This is a genomic window from Vibrio sp. ED002 (assembly GCF_023277445.1).
GTDB classification, from domain to species: domain Bacteria; phylum Pseudomonadota; class Gammaproteobacteria; order Enterobacterales; family Vibrionaceae; genus Vibrio; species Vibrio jasicida.
Genome location: NZ_CP080238.1, coordinates 2,441,281 through 2,467,409, shown reverse-complemented (window position 1 = coordinate 2,467,409; position 26,129 = coordinate 2,441,281). Strand labels below are relative to the sequence as shown.

Sequence of the window (26,129 nt, the reverse complement as noted above, 5' to 3'; positions counted from 1 at the left end):
CTTATCCGTGGTGAGTAATGTGTTCTTGAATCAAATCAAGGAACGGATCGGCGTACTTCTCTAACTTACGCTGACCAACACCGCTGACTGCCAGCATTTCACCGTAAGAGGTTGGCAGAATTTCCGCCATATCAATCAAGGTCGCGTCACTGAAGACAACGTATGGTGGTAAACCATCTTCGTCCGCGATCGATTTACGCAACTTACGTAATTTGGCAAACAGCTTCTTATCGTAGTTCTTGCTGGTGAGTTTATCTGACTTCGCCGCACGTGCTGCGGTGTCTAAACGTGGGACCGCTAACTCTAGAGCCACATCGCCACGCAACAGCGGACGCGCTTCTTCCGTTAATTGCAGTGTTGAGTTGCGCGTGATGTTTTGGCTCAACAGTCCTTTGTGGATTAACTGACGGAAAATACTGATCCAGTAATCATGGCTATGGTCTCGGCCTATTGCGTAGGTAGAGATCTTGTCGTGGCCATTTTCACGTACACGAATATTCTGCATACCACGCAGCACTTCCACCACATAGCCCATACCAAAGCTTTGGTTTACACGGTACACACAAGACAATGCCTTACGCGCTTCTTCTGTGGCATCAAAGTGTTTCGGTGGATCTAAGCAAATATCGCAGTTGCCACATGGCTTCTCACGATATTCTCCAAAGTAATTCAATAGCACCTGACGGCGACAGGTTTGCGCCTCAGCAAAGGCACTCATCGCATTCAGTTTGTGGGTTTCCACCTGCTTCTGTGGACCGTCGTCTTTCTCATCCAACATACGACGCAACCAACTTATATCTGCTGGGTCATACAGCATCATCGCTTCCGCAGGTAAACCATCACGCCCTGCACGACCGGTTTCCTGATAGTAGGATTCAATGTTGCGCGGGATATCGAAGTGAACCACAAAACGCACGTTTGGTTTGTTGATACCCATACCAAAGGCCACTGTCGCAACGACGATCTGAATATCATCACGTTGGAAAGCTTCTTGAACGTAAGCACGCTCGTCTGCATCCATACCGGCATGGTAACCTGCGGCACGAATATGGTTGTTACACAGCTTCTCAGTCACCATCTCAACTTTCTTACGACTACCACAATAGATGATGCCGCAGTTGCCCTTTTGGGTATCCAGATATCGAATGATTTGCGAAACCGGTTTGTGTTTTTCAACTAAGTTATAGCGGATGTTCGGACGGTCAAAGCTACCTAGATAAACTTCAGGTGCGTTGAGTTGAAGTCGATCAAGAATATCTTTGCGCGTAGCGTCATCCGCAGTCGCCGTCAGCGCCATAAATGGCACATGGGAAAACTGCTGCTTAAGTTGACCAAGCGCGGCGTATTCAGGACGGAAATCATGTCCCCACTGGGAAATACAGTGCGCTTCATCGACGGCAATCATAGATAGAGGAAGGTTTTCCAAACGTTCAATGAAATCACGCATCAATACACGTTCTGGCGAGACGTATACCAACTTAAGATGACCAGAGTGCATTCGGTTGTAAACGCTAATGAGATCTTCTCGAGCCATGGTCGAGTTAATGCACTCAGCCGCAACACCGTTAGCTTTAAGCTGATCCACTTGGTCTTTCATCAACGAAATCAGCGGAGAAATGACCAAAGTAATGCCAGAGCGAACCAAAGCAGGGATTTGATAACACAGCGACTTACCACCACCCGTAGGCAGGATAACTAAGCTATCACGACCTTCTACCGCGGCGTCAATCACCAACTGCTGACCATCACGGAACTCTTGGTAACCAAATACATCCTCCAACACACGTTGAGGCGTCAAAGGCGAATCAGATTGTTCGGCTAACAAAGTCGAGGTCATGAAAAATCTCAGATTGGGTCTTAGAAAGAAGTGCTTATGCATGCCACTGGCACGCAAAGTGAGGGCACATTGTAATGGGGTTTCATGGTGAATAAAACCGCAAATTGTTAGGTGATTAAGTTCACCACTCGTATACTGATTGTCTGCTCTATAAAAACTCAATTAGGTGACATCCCATGACACCAGAAGAACAACAACGCTCACGGCAAGGCATCTTGCTTGCTGTTGGTGCGTATACCATGTGGGGCATCGCACCCATTTACTTCAAATCAATTGCTGAAGTCTCACCACTAGAGATCTTAAGCCACCGAGTGTTTTGGTCTTTCTTTTTGCTTGCCGCACTCCTCCATTTTGGTCGCCAATGGCGCTCGGTTCGAGACATCATCAAAAATAAAACCAAGATGATGTATTTGATCTCTACTGCTATTTTAGTTGGGGCAAACTGGCTGATCTTCATCTGGGCGGTCACGTCAAATCATATGCTCGATGCCAGTCTCGGCTATTACATCAACCCGTTAATCAATGTGTTACTCGGGATGGTGTTTCTGGGAGAGAGGTTACGTAAGCTGCAATGGTTCGCAGTCGTGCTGGCGGCTTGTGGCGTATTAGTGCAATTAATCGTGTTTGGCTCTGTCCCTGTGGTTGCTATCGCACTCGCAATGAGCTTTGGTTTTTACGGCTTGCTACGTAAAAAAGTCAGTGTGGAAGCACAAACCGGGTTATTCATTGAAACTCTCGTCATGTTGCCTGCGGCAAGTATCTATCTCTTTTTTATTGCCAGCACCCCAACCTCAAACATGTTTGAGAACCCATGGCAGCTGAATACCTTATTGATTGCCGCAGGTGTCATCACTACCCTGCCGCTATTGTGCTTTACCGGTGCAGCTACGCGCCTAAAACTCTCAACTTTAGGCTTTTTTCAGTACATTGGACCGAGCTTGATGTTCTTATTGGCGGTACTGATTTACGGCGAACCGTTCACCAGTGATAAAGCCATCACCTTCGCCTTTATTTGGGGGGCCTTGGTGATATTTAGCTTTGATGGTCTGCGTAACAACCGTAAGTCACGCAAAGCCATGCAGGCACAGTGATCGTTTTTTACAAGACAAGTTAGAAATTGACGGATAAGCTTGGTCATAATATGACCAAGCTTTTTTATTGAATGGAACAGATCCAATATTACGCAACCGAACATGACAACTTGAGTCTGATAGAGGCGAAATACCAGAAATTTGCTTTCCAAAGGCATTACCATCTGGATTTTCACCTCGGTCTGATCACGCATGGCGCGCAGAAGTTCCAATTCCAAGGCAACAGTCACCATGTCGGCCACGGGCAAATCGTGCTTATGCCGCCAGATGAGCTGCACGACGGGCAATCTAAGCTCGAAAGTGGCTATGAAGTAAATGTGTTTGCGATCGAACCTCATCTACTGAGCGATCTGGCTGATCTTAAGCAAAACGGTCAAATAATACGCTTCAATGAACTGATCATCTCTGATCCACAGATATTTTCACAACTTAGTAACTTACACGACCTACTTCGCGGTAAAAACATTAGTCAGCTCGCCAAAGATTGCCTTCCTTTTGAAGGATTTAACCAGCTTTTTGATCGCTACGGATCGCTTGAGCGACAAAAAGTGGTGCCGCTCGGAAATCAATCGCTTGGAACGTTAAAAGATTATCTAATGGCGAACCTTGACCAAGCGGTGCGTTTGGATTCACTTTCAGAGCTGTGCCAACTGAGCCCCACTCAGTTCCAGCGCCACTTTAAAGCGCAAACAGGCATGACGCCTTATGCATGGTTCGCACGCCTGCGCCTCGAACAAGGCATGAAGTTACTGCAATCTGGTCAATGTGGTACCGACGTTGCCCATCAGATCGGTTTCTACGATCAAGCGCATTTCAGCAAAGCGTTTAAGCAGACCTACGGCGTTTCCCCTTCTCAAGTGACTCGTTAATTTCATTTACCGAGAAAGCTGTCAGTTTTTTACAAGCGCCACAGGTGACTTACCACGACAATAGCCGCATTGGTTATATTTGAGATGTGTTATGAATGAATCCACCATATTGCTGACACTCGCCAGCATTCACTTTATTGCCCTAATGAGTCCCGGTCCCGACTTTGCGTTGGTCGTACAAAACGCGACGCGCCATGGTCGTCAAACTGGCTTGTACATTGCGTTGGGATTGTCTGTCGGTATTTTGCTGCACTCTTTGTTCAGCCTGACAGGCGTGAGTTATATCGTCCACCAGCACCCAGTGTTGTATTCGGTGGTGCAACTGCTCGGTGGTAGTTACCTGCTCTATTTAGGTATTGGTGCATTGCGCGCCGTGATCTCGATGATCAAAAACCCTCTGGCGGATCAACCTAAGAAGCAAAACAACCTAGTGATCAGCAACAAACGTCAGGCATTTGCTAAAGGATTTGCGACCAACATCCTTAACCCGAAAGCCTTGGTGTTCTTTATCAGTTTGATGTCGAGCTTAGTCCCTGCAGGTATGTCGATCACTGGCAAAGGTATTGCTTTGGTCATCTTGTTTGGCTTGTCGCTATTCTGGTTCTCTAGCCTTGCGTGGATGCTGTCAACACAGCGCTTACAACGTAAATTGCAACAAGCAGGCATCTACATCGACGGTCTGTGTGGCGTGGTATTTACTCTCGTGGGAGGCAGTATTTTGTACCAAACCATCAGCACTTTTATCGGATAAAGTACTGATTTAAAAGCGTAGCACAATCGACATTTCTAAGATTGCTGACTCGACGTGACTCTTCATGACTGCCAAGCTGAAAGCACAAAACTGGCAACATGGAGAGTCATCATGCATTGGACGTTCAACCGACTCGTGACCACGGGTCTTTTTCTTACTTCCCCACTAATCTTATCTACCTCAGCCTTTGCTAACCAAGCAGCAGATGCCGTTGCGCCGGAGCACAGTACTGGCTTCGAGCAGAAGCAATTGGTCAAAGCCAAAGATTATATGGTCACCGCAGCCAACCCACTTGCCACCCAAGCCGGGGCTGACGTTCTTGCTCAAGGCGGTAATGCTATTGATGCCATGGTTGCCGTGCAATTGATGCTGGGCTTGGTAGAACCGCAATCTTCAGGCATTGGTGGTGGCGCCTTCTTAGTGTATTGGGACAGTGAGAAACAAAAACTGACCACGTATGATGGACGTGAAACCGCACCGCTCGCCGCAACGCCGAAACTCTTCCTAGATGACAAAGGACAACCACTGCAGTTTTACGATGCGGTTGTCGGTGGGCGTTCCGTTGCCACTCCTGGCACAGTGAAACTACTTTGGGACACGCACCAGAAATACGGCAAGTTGGAATGGAAAAAGATCATCCGACCTGTGATTACCTTGGCTGAGCAAGGTTTCGAAGTGAGTCCTCGCCTCGCGAGCCTAATTGAAAAAGATGCCAAGCGCTTATCACGCTTCCCTGCGACTAAGGCTTACTTCTTTAATCCAGATGGCTCACCAAAAGCCGAAGGCACGTTGTTGAAGAACCCTGAATACGCGCAAACTCTGACGGCAATTGCAGAGCAAGGGGCAAAAGCTTTCTATCAAGGCGATATCGCCACAGACATCATCAAGACAGTACAAAATGCACCGGGCAATCCTGGCGTATTGGCACAACCTGACTTTGATGCGTTCCAAATCAAGCAACGTGAACCGGTTTGTGCGGCTTACCAAAGCTATGATATTTGCGGTATGGGACCACCAAGCTCTGGCGCATTGACGGTTGGACAGATTCTCGCGATCACCGAGCAATACGATCTTAAAGGTTGGGGAGCCGAAAGCGCGAAATCATGGCAAGTGATCGCCGATGCGTCTCGCCTTGCGTTTGCGGATCGCGGTAAATACATGGCTGACCAAGATTATGTGCCAATGCCAACCGAAGGCTTGCTTGATAAAGATTATCTCAAGCAACGTGCTGAGCTCATTCAAGTCGGTAAAACGTTGAGTAAGGTTGAAGCTGGCAATCCTCCTTGGTCGCACGCCATGAACTTAAGCATGGACCAATCGATCGAGCTGCCTTCCACCAGCCATTTCAATATCGTCGATAAGCAAGGCAATGTGGTTTCGATGACAACGACCATTGAGAACGCCTTTGGCTCACGCTTGATGGTGCGCGGCTTCTTGCTCAATAACGAACTTACCGATTTCTCTTTCCGCACGCATCAAGATGGTGTGCCAATCGCGAACCGCTTAGAACCAGGTAAACGCCCACGTTCATCCATGGCGCCAACCATTATGATGAAGGACGATAAACCCTACATGGCAATTGGTTCACCGGGCGGCAGCCGCATCATTGGTTACGTCGCACAAGCCATTATCGCCCACACCCAATGGGATATGGACATCCAAAGTGCGATCAATCAGCCACGATTGCTGAACCGTTTTGGTACCTTAGATATTGAGCAAGGTACTGCTGCAGAAGGCTTACAGCCTGAGTTGGAGAAGATGGGTTTTAAAACTGATGTTCGTGATTTGAACTCTGGACTGCATGCGATACGTATAACAAAAGACGGTCTCGAAGGTGCGGCTGATCCAAGGCGTGAAGGTGCCGCTATCGGACAGTAAGAGTCTTTCGCTCGACCCCTTGTGCGAGATCTCTCACAAAGGGTTGAGCAAACCTCTCTTTTTTAATGGTAAAACCGTACAACAAAGAGCATAAGCTATTGAATTTAATGGTTATGTATCTTTTTTGAACGCTAAGAGAGTAAAAAAATGTGAGATTAGCCCGTTGTTGGGAATCGCTAAACACGTAATATTAAACCTGTCGGAAGGATGCTGACACGGAACAGGAAACACCACGGACTTGGTGAACTTCAGGAAGAAGAAACGGTTATTCAGGATGAATAGTCGGGCATGGATTGCAAAATTGGACATTGAACGGAATCAATAGTGACTAGGATGGTTACTACTAAGGACGGGAAATGGACACCTCTGGACGAGGCAAGGATTTGAACATCAGGATGATGTCAGGGACACCGCTCAGGGAACAAGTGATGAGAGCTAACGAGGATGGTTAGCAGACCAGGATAAGGTCAAGGACACCGCTAGGATGGCGACGTAAGGATTAAGCTGACGGATTCAGCACACTATCATGGATTAGATGCATGGAGCACACTTAGTAGCCGGATTGCTGCGAGTAAGACTATAACCCCGATGGGCGAAAGCCCTCGGGGTTTTTCTTTGCCTAAAATTTTTCTCAGCAGATCTACTGAAAGTAGGCATTCACCCACAACGCCCACCTTTCACTTCAAACGACATCGTTAAATCGCCGCTTTTGCACTCCATTTTTTACTGCATTAGCGACACAAAAACAGCACAAACAAAAAGAGCCGCCGAAGCAGCTCTTAAGTTGATTAGTTTGGTGAAGTATTACAGTTTCTCTAGTTTCGCGTAAGCAGTCACTAACCACTTAATACCTTCGCCATTAAAAGCAATCTGAACACGGCTTTGTGGACCGCTGCCTTCAAAGTTGATGATGGTACCTTCACCAAACTTCGGATGCATGACGCGAGAACCCAGCGTAAAGCCAGTTTCATTGAAGCTCTCTTTCACGACCGTTTGGCTGAATCGGCCACTGCTTGCAGGACGGCTGACTTGTGCTTTCATACGAACTTCATCCAAACATGCTTCTGGTAGCTCACGAATAAAGCGAGATGGCTTATGATACTTATCCTGACCGTACAAGCGGCGCATTTCAGCATAAGTGATGTACAGCTTCTGCATCGCACGAGTCATACCTACATAGCACAAACGACGCTCTTCTTCTAAACGTCCCGCCTCTTCTGCCGACATTTGACTTGGGAACATGCCTTCTTCCACACCAACCATAAACACGAGCGGGAACTCTAGACCTTTCGCGCTGTGCAATGTCATTAGCTGAACCGCATCTTCGAATTCATCTGCTTGTCCTTCGCCCGCTTCTAATGCTGCATGGGTTAGGAATGCCGTCAGCAATGACATGTCTTCGGCTTCTTCTGGTTTCTCGAATTGACGAGTTGCTGTCACCAATTCTTCCAAGTTCTCAATACGCGCCTTAGACTTTTCACCCTTCTCTTGCTCGTACATGGCGAACAAACCTGAGTATTTAATGACATGATCAGCCTGATGATGCAGAGGCATTTCTAACGTGTCATCTTCTAGTGCTGTCACCAACTCAATAAAACGGCTTAATGCCCCTGCCGCTCGGCCTGGTAATACTTGCTCCTCAAGCATGACCATACTTGCTTCCCACATGGTGCAACCGCGATCACGCGCTGCAAAGCGAATGGTTTCTAGAGTTTTATCACCCAAGCCACGCGTGGGTGTATTAACTACACGCTCAAATGCGGCGTCATCGTTACGGTTAGCGATCAAACGCATGTAGCTCAAGGCGTCTTTGATCTCCTGACGTTCGAAGAATCGCATACCACCGTAGATACGGTAAGGCAGGCCAGCTTGAATCAAGGCTTCTTCCAGAACACGCGATTGGGCGTTGTTACGGTAGAGCATGGCAGCGTCATTCAGTGCACCGCCTTTTTCTTGCCACTCTTTGATTTTGTTAACCGCAAAACGCGCTTCATCCAATTCGTTGTAAGCGCTGTAAACTGAGATAGGCTCACCGACAACACCATCGGTCCAAAGCTCTTTACCCATACGTTCAGTGTTATTGGCAATCAGGGTGTTAGACGCTTCCAAAATGGTCTTGGTTGAACGATAGTTTTGTTCAAGACGGATGGTATTCACGCTTGGGAATTCCAGCGTAAACTTCTCAATATTCTCAATTTTCGCGCCACGCCAACCGTAAATAGATTGGTCATCATCACCAACGATCATCACGTGACACTCAGGGCCCGCCATCATACGTAGCCAAGCGTATTGGATGTTGTTGGTATCTTGGAACTCGTCCACCAAGATGTGCTTAAAGCGTGCTTGGTAGTGTTCACGAACGAACTTGTTATCACGCAGTAGCTCATGTGCGCGCAGCAAGATTTCCGCAAAATCGACTAACCCAGCGCGATCGCACGCCTCTTGATAAGCGGTATACAACTGTAGGTATGTCTTGGTCACTGGATCGTGGTACGCATCAATGTGTGACGGACGTAGACCCTCGTCTTTTTTGCCGTTAATCCACCATGATACTTGGCGTGCAGGCCATTGCTTCTCATCTAAGTTTTGCGCTTTGATTAAACGCTTCAATAGACGTAACTGATCGTCGCTATCGATAATTTGAAAATCTTCCGGTAGCTTGGCATCAAGATAATGTGCACGCAGAATACGGTGACAAATCCCGTGGAAAGTACCATTCCACATTCCGCCTGCACTGCCCATCATGAGCTCTTCGATACGTCCACGCATCTCTGCCGCGGCCTTATTGGTAAAGGTTACCGACATAATCGAGAACGGAGATGCCTGCTCGACCGACATCAACCAAGCAATACGGTGAACAAGAACGCGTGTCTTACCACTCCCTGCACCAGCAAGGACGAGCAAGTTTTCTAGAGGTGCGGCAACGGCTTCACGTTGTTTATCGTTCAAACCGTCGACTAATAGAGAGGGATCCATCATGATGAGAGCTACTGGTTATTTATACATAAAAATAGATTATAACCTAAACAACCTCCTCAGATTAGACAAAAATTCATAAAAAATTCGATGTTTTTTTACTCGACGCATCAATAAGTTATATAAATTCCACTCTTTAAAACCATTTGTTTCGAAAATTTCTCTGAAAGTTTTTTAGCCAGTTTCCTATCTTTTAAGTTAAGCAAGGTGATAACAAAAACGCCACAACAGGCGATTCATCTTGCCAACTTAAAGTAAAGGAAATCATTCAGAGGAATTTATTATGAAAAAGTCGAATCTAGCTGTTACTGCTGCTGTTACTGGCCTTCTAGCTCTTGGTGGCACAATGCTAACTGCAGCTCCAGCTGTCGCAGCTGATAAAGAAAAATGCTACGGCGTTTCAAAAGCAGGCAAAAACGACTGTGCAACGAAGAGCAGTTCTTGTGCTGGTACAGCTAAAGAAGATAACCAAAAAGATGCATTCGTAGTCGTACCAAAAGGTCTATGTGACAAGCTAGTTGGTGGTAGCACTTCTTCTTCATAATCTTTTATCGCTAGCTACTGCAAGGATGCGTTGACGCTCAACCAGCGCATCCTTCTCTTCCCGCCCGCTTTGAAAAGGAGTTTCACGTGAAACACCACACCTTCCACGACCTTGTTGGAGTTGGATTAAGAACCCCTCACCTCGATTACTTTAGCCAAAGCAAACCCGAGTTATCTTGGTTAGAAATCCACAGTGAAAACTATTTTCAACCCAACGCTACAGAGCGCAATCAATTACAAGCATTGCGCGAGCAGTATCAAATTAGCTGCCATGGCATTGGTCTGTCACTAGGTTCGGTGGAACGTGTGAATCAAAAGCACCTTGTTCAACTTAAAGCGCTGATTGACTCAATCGACCCGGTTCTTGTTTCTGACCATTTGAGTTGGAGTGAAAACGGCGGTCACTACTTTAATGACCTGCTTCCACTTCCGTATACGGAAGAAGCGCTCAAAGTGTTCACTCGTAACGTGAATGAAGTGCAGGATTATTTGCAACGCGAGATCTTGATAGAGAACCCATCTAGTTATGTGAAGTTTCAACATTCGACCATCAGCGAATGGGAGTTTCTTACCGAAGTGCAAAAGCGCACTGACTGTCGTTTATTGCTCGATCTAAACAATGTTTATGTTTCGGCGTTCAACCACGGTTTTGATTGCGACACATACCTAGATGCGATTCCAGCCGACAAAGTGGATGAGATTCACTTGGCAGGTTTTACTATCAAACAACTCGACAAAGGCGAGATATGGATTGATACCCATAGCCGCCCAGTTAGTGACGAAGTTTGGCAACTGTTCGCACAATGGACAAAGAAACACGGTCCACGTCATGCGTTGATTGAATGGGATTTGGATATTCCCGCGCCAGAGGTCTTACTGGGAGAAGCGCTGAAAGCATCGCAACTGCTATTGCAAGGCACACTCCCAAGTGAACAAAGCGAACCAAGGAAGGCATCATGAATCTAGCCACCTTACAAAGCCAGTTTGCTAAAGCCCTACATTATCAAGCACTCGGCGAAGATTGCGATATTGCCAGTGATGAGTTTACCGCTGATGAACGCATGCAGATTTACCGCAATAACTTTATCGTCAGCTTAAGCGAAGTGTTGTCCGCTACCTACCCAATGGTTGAAGCGCTACTTGGTGAAGAATGCTTCGAACAGATGGCTCGCCAGCATGTTCTCACTTATCCATTAGAAGAAGGAAATGTGGTGCATTATGGCGAAGGCTTTCAAGATACCATCATGCAGTTCAGCCAGGTGATAGCACAAGCCCCCTACAGCCCTGAAGTCGCACGCTTCGAGTGGCATATCGACCTCGCTCGTCAAGCACAGTATGAACAATCCAATGCAGCAGCATTAAAACCGCTTGCGTTACTTGGCGAAGTGAGTGAAGAGCAACAGTCCGCTTTGGTTTTGCACCTTAAACAAGGCTGCCGGAGCTTTGACTCCAGTTACGCGGTATTTGATTTGTTTGGCGCGATTCAAACTGGGCAATTCGAACAACTTAATATCAACCAATTACAACAAGGTGTCATCTCGATCCAAGCCAATGGAGAAGCCTTGTGTCACGCACTCGATGCCAATGTGTTCCAACTGCTGCAATGTTTAGAGCAGAAACAAAGCTTGAGCGAAATACGTGAAGCACTACTCGCTCATCTTAATAGCATCATGGCACTCGATCTCGTTGACGGCTTTACATTGAAATCAATCTAAGGAGCGCTCTATGACGGATACGGTTAAAAACTTAGTGAATCGGTACGACGATTTAATCAGTACCCTACAAGCTGGCTTTGTCCCTGTATTACTTCTCTTTTGTCGCTTGTGGGTTGCATGGGTATTTTTCAATTCAGGGCTAATCAAAATCTCATCTTGGGACAGCACACTGTATTTATTTGAGCTGGAATACCAAGTGCCAATACTGCCATGGGAACTGGCGGCTTACTTAGGTACAGCTGCGGAGTTGGTTCTACCGGTGTTCTTGGCACTAGGGTTAATTACGCGCCCGATGGCTACGATTCTGTTTGTGTTTAACATCATCGCCGTGGTCTCTTACCCACTGCTGTGGGAGAAAGGTTTCTATGACCATCAACTTTGGGGGTTGATGATTCTTATTGTTATTGTGTGGGGGCCAGGGCCTTTATCTCTCGACCACATTATCAAGAAGAAAGTCACTAACTAAAAAAATCCCCGCATAATGCGGGGATTTTTTATTACTTGTTCAAGTAAGCCAGTAACTCTTCTGCTGAGATACCTTGCTTCGCGAGGTCTTTTGCCATCTGCTCTACTTGCTCGCCTTTACGTGACTCAATCACTTGCTGAAATTGATACACAAGATCACGCAAGACTGGCAATGGAACTTGTTTTGCCGCACTACGAATACGCTCAGAGCTTTGGTTACCCAATTCGTTGAGCAACTTACCAAACATCACCTTTTCTGGTGACTCTTCCATTTGCTCTAAGATACGAGCCATTTCATACGTGGTTAACGACATTACTTTTTGAGTTCCGTTATGGTGTCGAGAAAAGTTTGAACGACAAATATACACGCGTTAGGTACATTGGAAAATACTAAATTACCGAGTTTTACGCATTCGCCAATTTCGCATGCCAGTTCTTACCTGCTTTGCTAAACAGAATCACCAAAGCTGGAAGCAATACCCACATATGAATCGCAATCAGAGTTTGTGGATCCAGTGATAAACGCTGTAGCGTACCTACCAACAAACCAGAGCCACTCATTTGGAACAAACCAAGTAGTGCAGCCGCAGTACCCGCTTTATCACCAAACGGTTCTAACGCTTTACCTGCTGCTGCACCAAGAATCCAAGCGAAGCCAACCGATGAGATAAAGATTGGCAGCATGAAAGACAGCGCCGTGTTGTGTCCTTTCATCACCATCATGATAACGCCAGCTATCGAGAGTAAGCTAATACCAACAACCAGTGAATTGTGCGTACCCCAGCGATCCATGAATTTGGGTGCCAACATACAAGCTGCAATATTAAACGCCGCGTTAAGACCAAACCAGAAGGTAAACTCGTTCATGGATAAACCCATGCCCGTCATCAGTACACCTGGAGCTGATGTGACGTAAGCAAGAATGACCGCCATCGCCATTAGACACAATGATGCATGGAAAATGAATGACGGCGTGCTTAATACAGACCAATAACGGCTCAGTTTAAACACAGCTTGTTTTTCAGTTGCAGGGTTGGTTTCCTTCATTCCAAAGAAAATCATCGTTCCGGCAATCACAGCGAAGCCGGCCATGAAGCTGAAGTTTGCACGCCAATCGAATTGCTGGGTTAACCAACTGCCTAAAATAGGCGCCAATGCCGGGATAAAGCAGATCGCCCCGTTAAGGTAACTGATCATTTTGCCACTTTTTTCCGGACCAAAGATATCGCGAACTGTTGCAAAGGCTGCTACAGATGTTGCACATGCACCTAAGCCTTGTAGCAAACGAGCCGTCAACATCCACTCAATATTTTGAGCACTCCACGCCAATAAAGCGCTCAATGCGTAGATGGTGATGCCTCCCAATGCAACAGTTCGACGTCCGAGTTTATCTGCCAAGGGGCCTGCGAATAGCTGGCCAACGCCCATAGCAAATAGGAACCAAGTGATGGTGTCTTGTGCCAATGCATTTTCTACCTGAAAAGTGGATGCGATAAGAGGCAAAGCAGGTAGATAGATATCAATCGCAAGCGGACTGAACAGAACTAACATGGTCAACAGCGCCATCTGTTTTTTGCTATTTGTAATATGGCTAGACACAAAACACTCCAAATTGAATAAGAACTTTTGAGCAAAGCTTAATCATCTGATGATATGAATGGAAATGATGTATACTCATGACCATTATTCCAATGAGGAAAATCACAGTGAACGTAGAGAAACTGGTACGCATCGACCTCAACTTGTTGGTCTGTTTTAAGGTACTAATCGAGGAGTTGAATGTTACTCGAGCTGCACACCGACTCTGTTTGAGTCAGTCTGCAGTGAGTAAATCTTTGGCCAAGTTACGCACTCAGTTTGATGACCCTTTGTTCACACGAAACTCGCATGGATTGACGCCAACACCACGAGCTTTGTTCCTCAAACCGAAACTGGATCTGTTGATAAATCAACTTGATGTCCTGACTCAACCAGAAGAGTTCTCACCACAGAGCAGTGAATACCGTTTTCAAATTGCTGCGGTGGAGAGTGTCTATCCGTTGATTTTGCCCCACTTCTTGCCAGCAATATTCCAACAAGCACCTGGCGTGACCATCAGCACGCATCCATGGTCTGAACAGACTTTTAAAATGATTCAACGTGGTGAGATTGATTTAGGTATGACGGGGCGAGATATCGACATCAACGATGCCAAGCTGACTATGTTGCCGCCCGATGACATTTGCGAACAGGAAATCTATCGCGACCACCAAATGTGTATCGTGCGTAAAGACCACCCGGCTTTGCGTGGTAACTGGAACTTAGAAGCTTACCTAGCCCTGCGTCATGTACAGGTGCGTTGTGATGGCAACGACCGTTGGTTGCTCGACTATCGTTTAGCCGACATTGGTCGCGAACGTGACATCGCAGTCACCGTACCGGACTTTAATAGCGCCGCCAGTTTGTGTTCTTACACTGATTTTGTGTTTACCGCGCCAAGCCACTTTGTGAAACTGGCCGCCAAACAACACGACATGGCATTACTGCCGCTGCCACTCGAATTCCCGCCAATGGCTTACACTTTGTTCTGGCATCGAGACAGAGAAAATGACCCGGCATTAACTTGGCTACGTACCATGATCACGCAAAAAACCGATCATCTTAGATAAAAATCCCGGACGCGATTTGCGCTCTTACGGTAAAATGAGTAGCTTAACAGTCGATAGTCCTTTTTGGCTCATCTATGGTCTGTTGTACTCCGACTCTATTGAAGTGATTGCGAACCTCAATAGATTCGTAAACTGCATGAAGCAGATGGAAACAGCTCCCACACCTGAGCATGAAGGAGCGGTAATTTGAAGGAATAACACAGATGCACAACGATACCCAAAGCCGCGTGAATGCAATTCGCGAATGGCTAGCACAACATAATATTGACGCCCTACTTATCCCACATGAAGACGAGTACTTGGGCGAATACGTACCAGCGCACAACGAACGTTTACATTGGCTAACTGGTTTTACCGGTTCTGCTGGTGCTGCGGTAATCACCAAAGACAAAGCCGCTATCTTTGTTGATGGTCGCTACACAGTACAAGTAACCAAGCAGGTTCCTGCTGATCTATTCGAATACCGTCACCTGATTGAAGAGCCCGCGTTAGATTGGATTAAAGACCATCTTACAAATGGCGCGTCTGTGGCAATCGACCCTCGCATGCACAACTCTGCTTGGTTAGACATGGCACAGGCAAAACTTGCAGGTGCACTTGAGCTTAAGATTCTCGACAGCAACCCAATTGATGAGCTATGGCACGACCGCCCTGCTCCTGTGGTTTCTGATGTTCGCCTAATGGCAACAGAAGCAGTTGGTCAATCAAGTGAAAGCAAACGCCAAGAAATCGCAGAGCTAGTGAAAAAAGCCGGCGCAGACAGCGCAGTGATCACAGCACTTGATTCTATCTGTTGGTTGCTCAACGTTCGTGGTCTTGATGTATCACGCCTACCAGTTCTGCTTTCTCATGCGATTCTGTATTCAGATTCAAGTGTGGAATACTTCCTAGCTCCAGCTCGTCTACCTGCTGAGTTTGACGCTCATGTTGGTGCGGGAGTAACGGTTCATCACCCAGAAGCATTGCAAGCACGGCTAGAAACTCTAACTGGCAAGAATGTTCTGGTTGACCCTGCGACAAGTAACGCGTGGTTTAAGTTGGTTCTACAAAATGCTGGCGCTTCAGTGGTGAGTAAAGCTGACCCATGCCTAATGCCAAAAGCGGCGAAGAACGCAGTTGAAATCGCAGGCATGAAAGCTTGTCATATCCGTGATGGCGTGGCGATGAGCAAGTTCCTATCTTGGTTAGATGCAGAAGTCGTTGCGGGTAACTTGCATGATGAAGCAACATTGGCTGACAAACTGGAAGCGTTCCGTAGCGAAGACCCAACACTGATGGATCTTAGCTTCGATACTATTTCGGCAGCAGGTGGCAACGCGGCGATGTGTCACTACAACCACGAAAACCAACCTGAACCTGGCAAGCTAGAACTGAACACGCTTTACCTAGTGGACTCAGGCGGTCAGTACCTAGATGGCACTACAGACATCACGCGTACCATCGCGATCGGTCAGCCTTCACAAGAGATGATTAAACAATTCACTCTTGCACTGAAAGGTCACATCGGTGTTGCTCGTGCACGTTTCCCGAAAGGCACACGTGGTTACCAAATCGATACGCTAGCTCGTCAGCACCTATGGGCGGAAGGCTACGATTACGATCACGGTACAGGTCACGGTGTTGGTCACTTCCTAAGTGTTCATGAAGGTCCGGCGAGCATTTCTAAGAAGCAAATCGACGTGCCTCTAACAGAAGGTATGGTGCTATCCAACGAGCCAGGTTACTACCGTGCAGATGCGTTTGGTATCCGTATCGAGAACCTAGAGCTTGTTGTTGAAACCCCAACTAACGGTGACTTCCCTGTTCTTTCATTTGAGTCGCTAACACGCTGCCCAATCGACAAGCGCAATATCAACGTTGATATGCTAACTCGTCCAGAACTTGCTTGGCTGAATGATTACCATCAGAAGGTATGGGATGAGATCAGCCCACTTGTTGAAGGTGATGTGAAAGAGTGGCTTCGTCAAGCAACGCTACCAGTAGCACACAGCTAGAAGCTAGAAGCTAGAAGCTAGAAGCTAGAAAAAAGTAGAGGGTTGATGTTTTGCATCAACCCTCTTTTCTTTGCCTATGTTTCACGTGAAACATAGCGATGACCAGTGGCTTTATTTGTTGCTTAACCAGAATACGCTGAGTGCCAATCTCGCCATACAGGGTCAAATCCTTTGGCTCGAATCATCTCTTCCACAGAACCCGCGCTTCGCTCATCGCTGATCTCAAACTGCTCGAGTTCAACATCATCCATCGCATAACCACCCGGCTGAGTTTTCGATGCAGCAGACATACTGGTGATGCCTAACGGCAATGCATTGTCTCTGAACTTCGGTGATTCACGAGTCGATAATGACAACTCCACCTCTGGATTCAACAAACGATAAGCGCAAATCAACTGAACAAGCTGCTTATCCGTCATGACTGATTTTGGTTGGAGCGCGCCCTCACAAGGACGTAAACGTGGGAAAGAAATTGAGTACCGAGTCTGCCAATATGTGCGCTCAAGATAGTCCAAGTGCGCTGCGACATAAAAGCAATCGGTACGCCACTCTTCCAATCCTATCAAAGCACCAATACCGATCTTATCGATGCCTGCTTTTGCAAGACGATCGGGTGTATCCAATCGGTATTCGAAATCCATCTTGTTGCCACGCAAATGGTGCTCGGCGTAAGTCGAAGGATGATACGTTTCTTGATAGACCATCACCGCATCTAAACCCAATATCTTGAGCTCTGCGTATTCGTCTTGATCTAGCGGCTGTACTTCCATCGCCAAATAGTTAAAACGCTGCTTAATCATCGGCACCATTTCGCGAAAGTATTTCATCCCCACTTTGGTTTCGTGTTCACCAGTCACCAGCAATACGCTGTCGAACTTCATGCGTTTAATGGCTTCAACTTCTGCAGCCACTTCGTCTCTATTCAAAGTACGACGCTTGATTCTATTCTCCATCGAGAAGCCACAATAAGTACAAGCATTGGCGCACAAGTTAGAAAGGTACAATGGAATATAAAGCGACATGGTATTACCAAAACGCTTGCGAGTTGCCGAGTATGACAGCTGCGCCATTTGCTCTAAATACGCTTCAGCCGCTGGTGAAATTAGCGCTTTAAAGTCTTCCAAATCACGTTTGGGTTTATTCAATGCCCGCTCGACATCTTGTGCCGTTTTCGCGTAGATCGACATCGAAATGTCATCCCAATTAAGCTGCTTAAATTGTTCAACGAAGCTCATGCTTTCCTCGCTTAATAGCTAAACCAATCTAGGACTAAAGTTCATCTAGGAATGACGTCAGTGGACTCGACGCAACCGCATGAGAAACCTTACCAGCAAGTCCGGCTTCATAAGCCATACGCCCCGACTCTACCGCCAACTTAAATGCCTTCGCCATCGCAACAGGATCGCTCGAAGCTGCAATCGCAGTATTGACGAGCACGGCATCCGCTCCCATTTCCATCGCACGCGCGGCATGTGAAGGAGCACCAATACCCGCATCGACAACCACTGGAACATTAGCTTGGTCGATGATGATCTCTAAGAAGTCGTGAGAAACTATCCCTTTGTTGGAACCGATCGGCGCACCTAATGGCATGACCGCTGCACAACCCACTTCTTCCAATCGTTTACACAGAACCGGATCAGCATGACAGTAAGGAAGGACAATGAAGCCCTCACGAACCAGTTGCTCAGCGGCAGCAAGTGTCTCAATTGGATCGGGCATTAAGTACTTCGGGTCTGGATGAATTTCTAGTTTTAGCCAGTTAGTACCCAACGCTTCTCGCGCCAGTTGCGCAGCAAACACAGCATCTTTAGCATTCTTTGCACCCGAAGTGTTCGGCAATAAGTTCACACCCGCTTGTACTAACGGAAGCAAAATATCGTCTTGTTTGTCGTTCACATCCACACGCTTCAACGCCATGGTCGCAAGTTGAGAACCCGATACTTGAATCGCTTCTGCCATTAATCGGCTGTTGGCAAACTTCCCTGTTCCCGTGAATAGTCTTGATTCGAATTGTTTATCACCAATTTTAAGCATCGACTTTAACCCCCTGCGATCGCTTGAAACAAAGAGATGCTATCTCCCTGTGAAAGAACTGTGCTAGCCCACTCACTGCGCGGCACAACATTGTTATTAATTGCAAAAACACAGCCCATTTCAGGCAGCGCAAATTGACTAATGATTTGCTGTAGATTTGACTCACTGGCAACTTGATGTGACTGGTCATTGATGACAATAGTGATCACATCTAAGTCAGCTGCTGTCATTTGTGTTGTTTGTTGTTCTGATAACGTCATTGCTTCCAACTCTCTTAATTCTGCCCATTACTCGTAAGCTAAATCTGAGCACACACTTGGCACTGTTTGTCTTTGCTTATCGCCATGGTTTGCCATTGCAGTTTCAACCCATCAAACAGATGCAACTTGGCAGTCTCGACATGAAACTTTCCCGTCGCCAGTTTTTGAATTGCCGCTATCGCTTGGTAGTTACCAAGTGTGCCCACCACCGGACCGACGACACCGCTCTCACTGCATTTTTGACTTTGTGGTAGTTCGTCAAACGGATACAAGCAGCGGTAACAGGCTTTACTCTGCGCTTCTTGTTCACTTTGTATTTGGTAATCAAAGACAGCGAATTGTCCTTGCCAACCAATTGCCGCCGCTGAGATAAGTGGCGTATTTTGCTCGAAACAAACTTGGTTAATGAGCTGGCGCGTTGGCATGTTATCGGTGCAGTCGAGCACCACATCCGCTAGCATCACCTCAAGCTGCAGCTGTGCTTTGTCTAATCGCTTATTGAGAGCACGAACTTGGACCATAGAATTAAGTTCAGTGAGTTGCTTTACAGTCGCTTCTGTTTTCGCAACTTGAAGGTCTTGTTCACGATAAATGATCTGGCGTTGCAGGTTACTGCTATCAACTTCATCGTTATCGACCACAACCAATTTACCAACACCCGCTGATGCCAAGTACAAACTCGCAGCACTTCCTAACCCACCACAACCGATGATCAGCACATGCGATTTACTCAAACGCTCTTGCCCAACTTCGGCAATTTCTGGCAGAGCGACTTGACGTTGATAGCGAAGGAACTGCTTATCCGTGAGCATGCTCACCTCTCTTGCTATACGCCAACTCAATATTCTGATCAGTAAACGTTAGCTGTCTTTCCTTCATCAGTTGTGCGAAGAACTCGACGACCGATTGAGGTGATTCTGCCAACGTAATAGCACGCACTACTGCTAAGCTAGAAACACCTGTTTGCCAAACTTGGTCTGCATTAGATTGGTCAATGCCACCAATCGCGACCGTCGGAAAGCCAAGCACATAGTCACTAACTGCTTTGTCTTTTGAAGGACGGAAAGCAGCCTCTACATTTGTATAAGGAATGCTATCAATCAGCTTTTGATACAAAGCCAAGCGCACCAAACCTTGTGGTTTCGATGGCATCTGTTTAGTGGTGGTTGGGAAAATATGCCCTAGCGCGATGTAACTAGGATGAATTTGCACGATACGCAGTAGCTCATAATAACCATGAGTAGAAAGACCAAGACGAATACCGGCTTTAGTTAGCTGAGCCAAATTCGATTCTTCTATGTCTTCTTGTCCTAGGTGAACGCCATAAGCGCCATGCTTGATTGCCAACTGCCAATGGTCATTGATGAACACTTGTGCTTGATACTGACGACCTAGCTCAATTGCTCGAATGATCTGTTGTTCTAAATCAGCTTGTTGTGGGTTCTTGATTCGCAGTTGAATAGTGTTGATGCCTAGTGGCAGTAAACGCTCAATCCAAGCAACAGCATCAACGACTGGATAGAGCCCTAGACTTTGCTTAGTCAGAATTGGAAAGCTAACGCTCTCGCCTTGTGCGGACCAACCAACTTGAATATCGAGTCGGTTATCCTCTAGTACAGGTGTGGGGAAATCATCAAATTGGTCAGCCCACTGAGTAGATCTTCCCTCGTCAAGGTTGTCATTTAACAGTGTTTCACGTGAAACATTCGCTTGCTGAGTTAGCATTCCTCGAGCAAGTGTTAACGCATCTTCGATAGGAAAATCGAGTACTGTCAGCGTTACTATCCAAGCAAGGTGATATTTGGGATCAAACATTGCGTTGAATTTAGACTTAACGGAAAGCGCTCTCACTTCGTTGTTAATTGGGTGACGCCAGATATCAAACTGAAGCACTTTCTCCTTTTCATCGGATACCTGCGTATCAGCAATGCCAATATAAACCGCTTTCGACGGTTGCTTAGCACACGCTTCTACCGATAACGCAGAGCAGTAATAGAGCACAAATGAACTCTCATGCTCAGAGTCATAACCATCAATAAGATCTGTCGTTATGTGTGTGGTCTGTTGGTCGCGAACAAGCTGAATAGATTGAGTTGGGCTCACACCCAACTCAATGTCTTCGATGCTAAAACCCTGTTCTCTCGCCAACAACAAACATTGCTGAACTAAACCTGTCAGTTCGATCAATGATGACGGAATAAGGATTTTGCTCATTAGTCACTTACCTCGGCATGTGCTGCTGGATGGTATAGCTCAGAACCTGTATCTCTAAATTCTTGCGATTTCTGACGCATCCCCTCAAGAGGATCATCCAGCATTTTGATTGAGATAGCTTGGTCCGCAGCAACTTGCTCAGTGTCTTTCGCATACTCTCGTACCTCTTGCGAGATCTTCATCGAGCAGAACTTTGGTCCACACATCGAACAGAAGTGAGCAACTTTTCCAGACTCTTGAGGCAAGGTTTCGTCATGGAAAGCGCGAGCGGTATCTGGGTCGAGCGACAAGTTAAATTGGTCTTCCCAGCGGAACTCGAAGCGAGCTTTAGAAAGCGCATTATCACGAACTTGTGCGCCTGGGTGTCCCTTAGCCAAATCAGCGGCGTGCGCAGCAAGCTTGTAAGTGATCATGCCTACTTTCACGTCTTCTTTGTTTGGTAAACCAAGATGCTCTTTAGGAGTTACGTAGCAAAGCATTGCACAGCCATACCAACCAATCATGGCAGCGCCGATGCCTGAAGTAATATGGTCGTAACCAGGAGCGACGTCTGTCGTCAATGGACCAAGGGTATAAAAAGGAGCCTCATGACAGTGCTCTAACTGCTCTTCCATGTTCTCTTTGATCATATGCATTGGAACATGACCAGGACCTTCGATAATCACCTGTACGTCGTATTCCCACGCTATCTTGGTTAACTCACCAAGGGTACGAAGCTCAGCAAATTGCGCTTCGTCGTTCGCATCGGCAACCGAACCAGGACGCAGACCATCACCGAGAGATAGCGCCACATCGTACTTAGCACAGATTTCACAGATCTCTCGGAAATGGGTGTATAAGAAGCTTTCTTGGTGATGCGCTAAACACCATTTCGCGATGATAGAACCACCACGAGAGACGATGCCAGTAACACGTTTTGCAGTCATTGGTACATAACGAAGTAGTAAACCGGCATGGATAGTGAAGTAGTCAACGCCCTGCTCTGCTTGCTCGATCAGAGTATCGCGCATCACTTCCCAGTTAAGGTTTTCCGCAACACCATTCACTTTCTCAAGCGCTTGGTACATTGGTACGGTACCGATAGGAACCGGACTGTTACGTAGAATCCACTCGCGAGTTTCGTGAATATTGCGTCCAGTAGAGAGATCCATAACGGTATCGCCACCCCAGCGCGTCGCCCACACTAGTTTCTCTACTTCTTCTTCAATCGAAGAAGTGACCGATGAGTTACCGATGTTGGCGTTCACTTTGACCAAAAAGTTACGCCCAATGATCATTGGTTCGGATTCTGGGTGGTTGATATTAGAAGGGATAATCGCGCGACCTTCGGCGACTTCTTTACGCACAAACTCGGCGGTAATGTCTTTTGGAAGATTCGCTCCGAAGCTTTGACCCGGATGTTGTTGATTCAGCACTTCATCGCGGTATTGAGCACGTCCCATATTTTCACGTAGGGCGATATATTCCATTTCTGGGGTGATAATGCCTTTGCGAGCGTAGTGCAACTGAGTCACACACTGCCCACCTTTGGCACGTCGAATACGTGGTAGATTACCGTAACGAAGATCGTCTAGCGTTTCATCTTCTAGGCGCTCTTTGGTGTATACCGAGCTTACTTCATTAAGTAGCTCAGTATCGACACGCTCTTCAATCCACCCTTCTCTCAGTTTAGGTAAGCCATTGTAAAGGTCTATGGTGTGATTTGGGTCTGTGTATACACCCGAGGTATCGTAAACGCGTACTGGCTCATTAGGCTCGAAAATAGGCGCTTCTTTTGTGCCTCCAATAAGGCTATCAGCAAGTGATATTTCACGCATTGGCACACGAATATCAGGACGTGAACCTTCTACGTAGACTTTGCTTGAATTTGGGTACGGTTGTACCGAGAGTGTATCAATGAACTGTTTTGCTTCCAGTCTCGCTTGCTTGCGACTCGACATAGCATTTTTCCTTGCTTTGTTATGCTTAGATAAAAAGTATTGGGATAAAAATGCTTGGCGGATAGATGCGACAAGAGGAATCGAATTAAGGACAGATTGAGCAAGTACTCTTCGCCTATAACAACATTCGACTATTTGATAGGTCAACCAGATAGAGCTCTGGTGTAGATATCTTCTCTTGTTCCCTTCGCAGATTCTAATCTGATCAGGTTCAACGGATCCCGAATTAACGGTCTCAGCCTTATGGCACTCCGACAAGTAAAATCAGTATATAAAAACGGCTTGGTTAAACCAAGCCGACCTGATTAAGATTTGAGTATTTTTGCTAGCTACGCATCAATAATTGGAAACCAATCCACGCAGCTGAAATGCTTAACACGACATTCAGTAGTACGTTCAATCCCATCTTAAAGAAAGCGCCCTGCTGCATAAGCAACACGTTATCCATCGAGAAAGTAGAGAATGTGGTTAATGCGCCCAAAAAACCAAGACCGATGATTTGACGCCATGGATCAGTGACCATCAACTCAGTTTCAAACGCAGCAATCAGTAGACCCATAATAAATGAACCAACGACGTTCACGGTTAAGGTACCGTACGGAAAGCCACGACCAAGTAGCATCACACAAAGTTCAGAAATTAAGTAACGAGAACATGCACCAAATGCGCCACCCAATGCAATAAAACCCAAAACGGATAGTTGTCCCATAATTCCCCCAGAAAAGTTAATGGCGACATTGTAATCAAATTTACGGCAATAGTGATTATACAATCTTAGAATTCAGCAAAGTATAGCGCTTAAAACTTATCAAGATTTAAAAAGTTACAGGAGTCACTTTACTTCAATATAACCCATCAACCCCGTCTTCATGTGTTCGATCACATGACAATGGTACATCCAACGTCCTGGGTTATCTGCAACAAATGCCGCTTTCGCACTGCCATTTTTTCCAAGCAAGACCGTATCAGTATGAAACGGTTCATCGAGTGTTTTACTGTCTAATTCAAGAACAGTAAATGTGTGTCCATGTAGATGAATAGGGTGATGATATTGGGTGACGTTCTTAAGGTTGAAAATATAGGTTTTTCCGAGCTCCAATGTTGAAAGCGGTGCTGGGATATTATCTTTACTCATTCCCTCCCAAGCTCGTTTATTCATCAGCCAAAACTTAGGTATCGCTTTGCCAGATTTATCGGCCGGAGTGACCGCCCCCTCCCATTCAAACACATAATCAATTTGATCAGCATTTTCCAAATCAAGATCTGGCACAGGGTTGAGAGGCAATAAAGGCAGTTTCTGATTACTCGGCAGGTCAGACTCAACAATATCAAACTCACACAAAGGAAATGGGAAGCGTCCTTTCATTTGACGCACATAAACACGTTCTCCAGCCTTCGGAGCAATCAATCCGATATCTAACCTCATTCCCGGACCAATTTTGTGCTGAGTGAGCTTATAAGGCGTTTTAACAGGATTACCATCTATAGCAATAACCCAAGCCTCTGCGCCTTCTATAGCGATCGGGTAAGTAATGGTGTTATCGACATTAGCAATTCTTAATCGCGTGGTAGCATTCTGCTTCAGCGTATAAACAGGTTCATGCACACCATTGACGCTACTCCACTCTCCGGGCGTCCCCATACGAGCACTCAAGCGCGGCACCATAAGGCTCTTCCACTGACCTTGCTTGTCTAAATGCCAATGCTTGAGGACGACTTTATGCTCTTCATCAAACTGAACAGGCTCTGCCTCTTCAACGATGATTAGCCCGACTAAGCCCATCCCAAGCTGCTTAACACTATTCATGTGTGGGTGATACCAAAATGTACCCGCATCTGGTGGTGTAAATTCATAAACGAATGTTTCACCCGGCATGATAGGCGGCTGGCTCAAGAAAGGGACACCATCCATTTCAATAGGGATTCGCAAGCCATGCCAGTGGATTGTAGTCGGCTCTGAAAGCTTGTTAGTAAACCGAATAATAACTTTCTCGCCTTGGCGACAACGAATCGTAGGCGCTGGAATCAAGCCATTAAACGCAAGTACATCCGTGGTAAACCCTGATACTAATTCAGCAGTAGAAGGCTCTGCAGTGATGTCGTGTATGTGCTGACCCTGTTTATCAGTACTCCTAGATAGAGAACATGCAGGCAGAAAGGTAAGCGCAGAGATCGCTAAGGAAGATTGAAGAAAGCGTCGACGAGATATATCCATATATTTAGTCACTCATTATTCCAATTGATGTGAGTGTAACTAAATATTAATAATGATTCTCACTTATCTTTTAAAGATGTGCACTAATGATGCTTAGGGTCAGGAATATAAGTGAAGTTCCTTATTTTATAGGCACTAAAAAGATAGTAAGCACATACACACATATAGCAAGCAAGTAAAAGAGATCGGTTTAAGAAGGAGGGAGCTTAATGGTAAATAAGGCTAGAGCAAGTAAAAAATTGAAGGCTCTAGAAACGACGAAAGCCTTGCTATTTCTAGCAAGGCTTTCTAAATAAATGGCGGAGAGGCCGGGGTTGCGGGCAACCGGGACTCGTTCCCTGAAAAGGGAAAGTATTTTTGCTTATAAACGACAAAACCCAGTCCGAAGACTGGGTTTCTAAATAAGTGGCGGAGCGGACGGGACTCGAACCCGCGACCCCCGGCGTGACAGGCCGGTATTCTAACCAACTGAACTACCGCTCCGCACTGGTTAGACATTTAAGTCTAAGTTTTTGTCTTCACTTTTTCATAAAAAGTGAAAATAAAATAAAGCCTGGCGATGTCCTACTCTCACATGGGGAAACCCCACACTACCATCGGCGCTAATTCGTTTCACTTCTGAGTTCGGAATGGAAGTCAGGTGGGTCCAAATCGCTATGGTCGCCAAGCAAATTCTTTAATCTGGAAAGCTGTTTT

General features: G+C 46.4%; 22 protein-coding genes, 1 tRNA gene, 1 rRNA gene and 1 riboswitch. Of the genes, 10 read left to right on the top strand and 14 right to left on the bottom strand.

What is annotated here, in order from left to right:
• Nucleotide 1: 1 nt before the first annotated feature.
• A complete protein-coding gene (gene recQ / locus ITG12_RS11425; RefSeq protein ID WP_237304756.1) occupies nt 2-1,837 on the bottom strand; it encodes an ATP-dependent DNA helicase RecQ in 1,836 nt (611 codons plus the stop codon).
• A gap of 176 nt (nt 1,838-2,013) precedes the next feature.
• On the opposite strand from recQ, the gene rarD reads away from it, so the two are divergent.
• From rarD to ggt, 4 genes are all read left to right on the top strand, one after another.
• Nucleotides 2,014-2,928, top strand: coding sequence for an EamA family transporter RarD (gene rarD, locus ITG12_RS11420; RefSeq protein WP_104029459.1), 915 nt, complete (start codon nt 2,014-2,016; stop codon nt 2,926-2,928).
• Nucleotides 2,929-2,999: 71 nt separating this feature from the next.
• On the top strand, nt 3,000-3,797 hold the full coding sequence (locus tag ITG12_RS11415; RefSeq protein ID WP_039974941.1) for an AraC family transcriptional regulator: 798 nt from the start codon (nt 3,000-3,002) through the stop codon (nt 3,795-3,797).
• 91 nt (nt 3,798-3,888) lie between these two features.
• Complete coding sequence (locus tag ITG12_RS11410) at nt 3,889-4,548, top strand: LysE family translocator (RefSeq protein WP_005440026.1); 660 nt, start codon at nt 3,889-3,891, stop codon at nt 4,546-4,548.
• Between the two features lie 111 nt (nt 4,549-4,659).
• Entirely contained in the window at nt 4,660-6,426 is a 1,767-nt protein-coding gene (gene ggt, locus ITG12_RS11405) for a gamma-glutamyltransferase (RefSeq protein ID WP_248873086.1), read from the top strand.
• 804 nt (nt 6,427-7,230) lie between these two features.
• Here the strand turns inward: ggt and uvrD are convergent.
• Nucleotides 7,231-9,405 (bottom strand): DNA helicase II, encoded by a 2,175-nt coding sequence (gene uvrD, locus ITG12_RS11400; RefSeq protein ID WP_248873085.1) that lies wholly within the window; start codon nt 9,403-9,405, stop codon nt 7,231-7,233.
• Between the two features lie 280 nt (nt 9,406-9,685).
• On the opposite strand from uvrD, the gene ITG12_RS11395 reads away from it, so the two are divergent.
• The 4 genes from ITG12_RS11395 to ITG12_RS11380 all read left to right on the top strand — a co-directional run bounded on the left by ITG12_RS11395 (nt 9,686) and on the right by ITG12_RS11380 (nt 12,126).
• The gene (locus ITG12_RS11395; protein ID WP_038868592.1) at nt 9,686-9,946 is read left to right on the top strand and encodes a DUF2282 domain-containing protein; all 261 of its coding nucleotides are present in this window, start codon (nt 9,686-9,688) and stop codon (nt 9,944-9,946) included.
• 86 nt (nt 9,947-10,032) lie between these two features.
• Complete coding sequence (locus tag ITG12_RS11390; protein ID WP_248873084.1) at nt 10,033-10,905, top strand: DUF692 domain-containing protein; 873 nt, start codon at nt 10,033-10,035, stop codon at nt 10,903-10,905.
• On the top strand, nt 10,902-11,660 hold the full coding sequence (locus ITG12_RS11385; RefSeq protein WP_248873083.1) for a DNA-binding domain-containing protein: 759 nt from the start codon (nt 10,902-10,904) through the stop codon (nt 11,658-11,660). The genes ITG12_RS11390 and ITG12_RS11385 overlap by 4 nt, the downstream gene beginning before the upstream one ends.
• A gap of 10 nt (nt 11,661-11,670) precedes the next feature.
• Nucleotides 11,671-12,126: a DoxX family protein gene (locus tag ITG12_RS11380; protein ID WP_248873082.1), complete on the top strand. Its 456-nt coding sequence runs from the start codon at nt 11,671-11,673 to the stop codon at nt 12,124-12,126.
• 31 nt (nt 12,127-12,157) lie between these two features.
• Here the strand turns inward: ITG12_RS11380 and ITG12_RS11375 are convergent, their stop codons facing one another.
• Entirely contained in the window at nt 12,158-12,439 is a 282-nt protein-coding gene (locus tag ITG12_RS11375) for a hypothetical protein (RefSeq protein ID WP_038868597.1), read from the bottom strand.
• 91 nt (nt 12,440-12,530) lie between these two features.
• Complete coding sequence (locus ITG12_RS11370) at nt 12,531-13,724, bottom strand: multidrug effflux MFS transporter (protein WP_196298589.1); 1,194 nt, start codon at nt 13,722-13,724, stop codon at nt 12,531-12,533.
• Nucleotides 13,725-13,831: 107 nt separating this feature from the next.
• On the opposite strand from ITG12_RS11370, the gene ITG12_RS11365 reads away from it, so the two are divergent.
• Nucleotides 13,832-14,773 (top strand): LysR substrate-binding domain-containing protein, encoded by a 942-nt coding sequence (locus ITG12_RS11365; protein ID WP_038868610.1) that lies wholly within the window; start codon nt 13,832-13,834, stop codon nt 14,771-14,773.
• Between the two features lie 203 nt (nt 14,774-14,976).
• Nucleotides 14,977-16,767 carry an aminopeptidase P family protein gene (locus tag ITG12_RS11360; protein WP_248873081.1) on the top strand — a complete coding sequence of 597 codons (1,791 nt, stop codon included), beginning with the start codon at nt 14,977-14,979 and terminating at the stop codon, nt 16,765-16,767.
• Between the two features lie 122 nt (nt 16,768-16,889).
• Here the strand turns inward: ITG12_RS11360 and thiH are convergent, their stop codons facing one another.
• From thiH to rrf, 10 genes are all read right to left on the bottom strand, one after another.
• On the bottom strand, nt 16,890-18,002 hold the full coding sequence (gene thiH / locus ITG12_RS11355) for a 2-iminoacetate synthase ThiH (protein WP_101904390.1): 1,113 nt from the start codon (nt 18,000-18,002) through the stop codon (nt 16,890-16,892).
• Between the two features lie 34 nt (nt 18,003-18,036).
• Complete coding sequence (locus ITG12_RS11350; protein WP_248873080.1) at nt 18,037-18,804, bottom strand: thiazole synthase; 768 nt, start codon at nt 18,802-18,804, stop codon at nt 18,037-18,039.
• A 5-nt stretch (nt 18,805-18,809) separates the two neighbouring features.
• On the bottom strand, nt 18,810-19,064 hold the full coding sequence (thiS, locus tag ITG12_RS11345; RefSeq protein ID WP_005378804.1) for a sulfur carrier protein ThiS: 255 nt from the start codon (nt 19,062-19,064) through the stop codon (nt 18,810-18,812).
• 38 nt (nt 19,065-19,102) lie between these two features.
• Nucleotides 19,103-19,876: a HesA/MoeB/ThiF family protein gene (locus ITG12_RS11340; protein WP_248873079.1), complete on the bottom strand. Its 774-nt coding sequence runs from the start codon at nt 19,874-19,876 to the stop codon at nt 19,103-19,105.
• Nucleotides 19,863-21,278: a thiamine phosphate synthase gene (locus ITG12_RS11335; protein ID WP_248873078.1), complete on the bottom strand. Its 1,416-nt coding sequence runs from the start codon at nt 21,276-21,278 to the stop codon at nt 19,863-19,865. Before ITG12_RS11335 ends, ITG12_RS11340 begins: the two co-directional genes overlap by 14 nt.
• On the bottom strand, nt 21,278-23,218 hold the full coding sequence (thiC, locus tag ITG12_RS11330; RefSeq protein ID WP_248873077.1) for a phosphomethylpyrimidine synthase ThiC: 1,941 nt from the start codon (nt 23,216-23,218) through the stop codon (nt 21,278-21,280). The genes ITG12_RS11335 and thiC overlap by 1 nt, the downstream gene beginning before the upstream one ends.
• A gap of 165 nt (nt 23,219-23,383) precedes the next feature.
• Nucleotides 23,384-23,482, bottom strand: a riboswitch (TPP riboswitch).
• Nucleotides 23,483-23,543: 61 nt separating this feature from the next.
• A complete protein-coding gene (gene crcB, locus ITG12_RS11325; protein WP_005430379.1) occupies nt 23,544-23,927 on the bottom strand; it encodes a fluoride efflux transporter CrcB in 384 nt (127 codons plus the stop codon).
• A 123-nt stretch (nt 23,928-24,050) separates the two neighbouring features.
• Complete coding sequence (locus tag ITG12_RS11320) at nt 24,051-25,433, bottom strand: multicopper oxidase family protein (protein WP_248873960.1); 1,383 nt, start codon at nt 25,431-25,433, stop codon at nt 24,051-24,053.
• Between the two features lie 406 nt (nt 25,434-25,839).
• A tRNA-Asp gene (locus tag ITG12_RS11315) sits at nt 25,840-25,916 on the bottom strand.
• Between the two features lie 68 nt (nt 25,917-25,984).
• A 5S ribosomal RNA gene (gene rrf / locus ITG12_RS11310) occupies nt 25,985-26,101 on the bottom strand.
• Between the last annotated feature and the right edge of the window lie 28 nt (nt 26,102-26,129).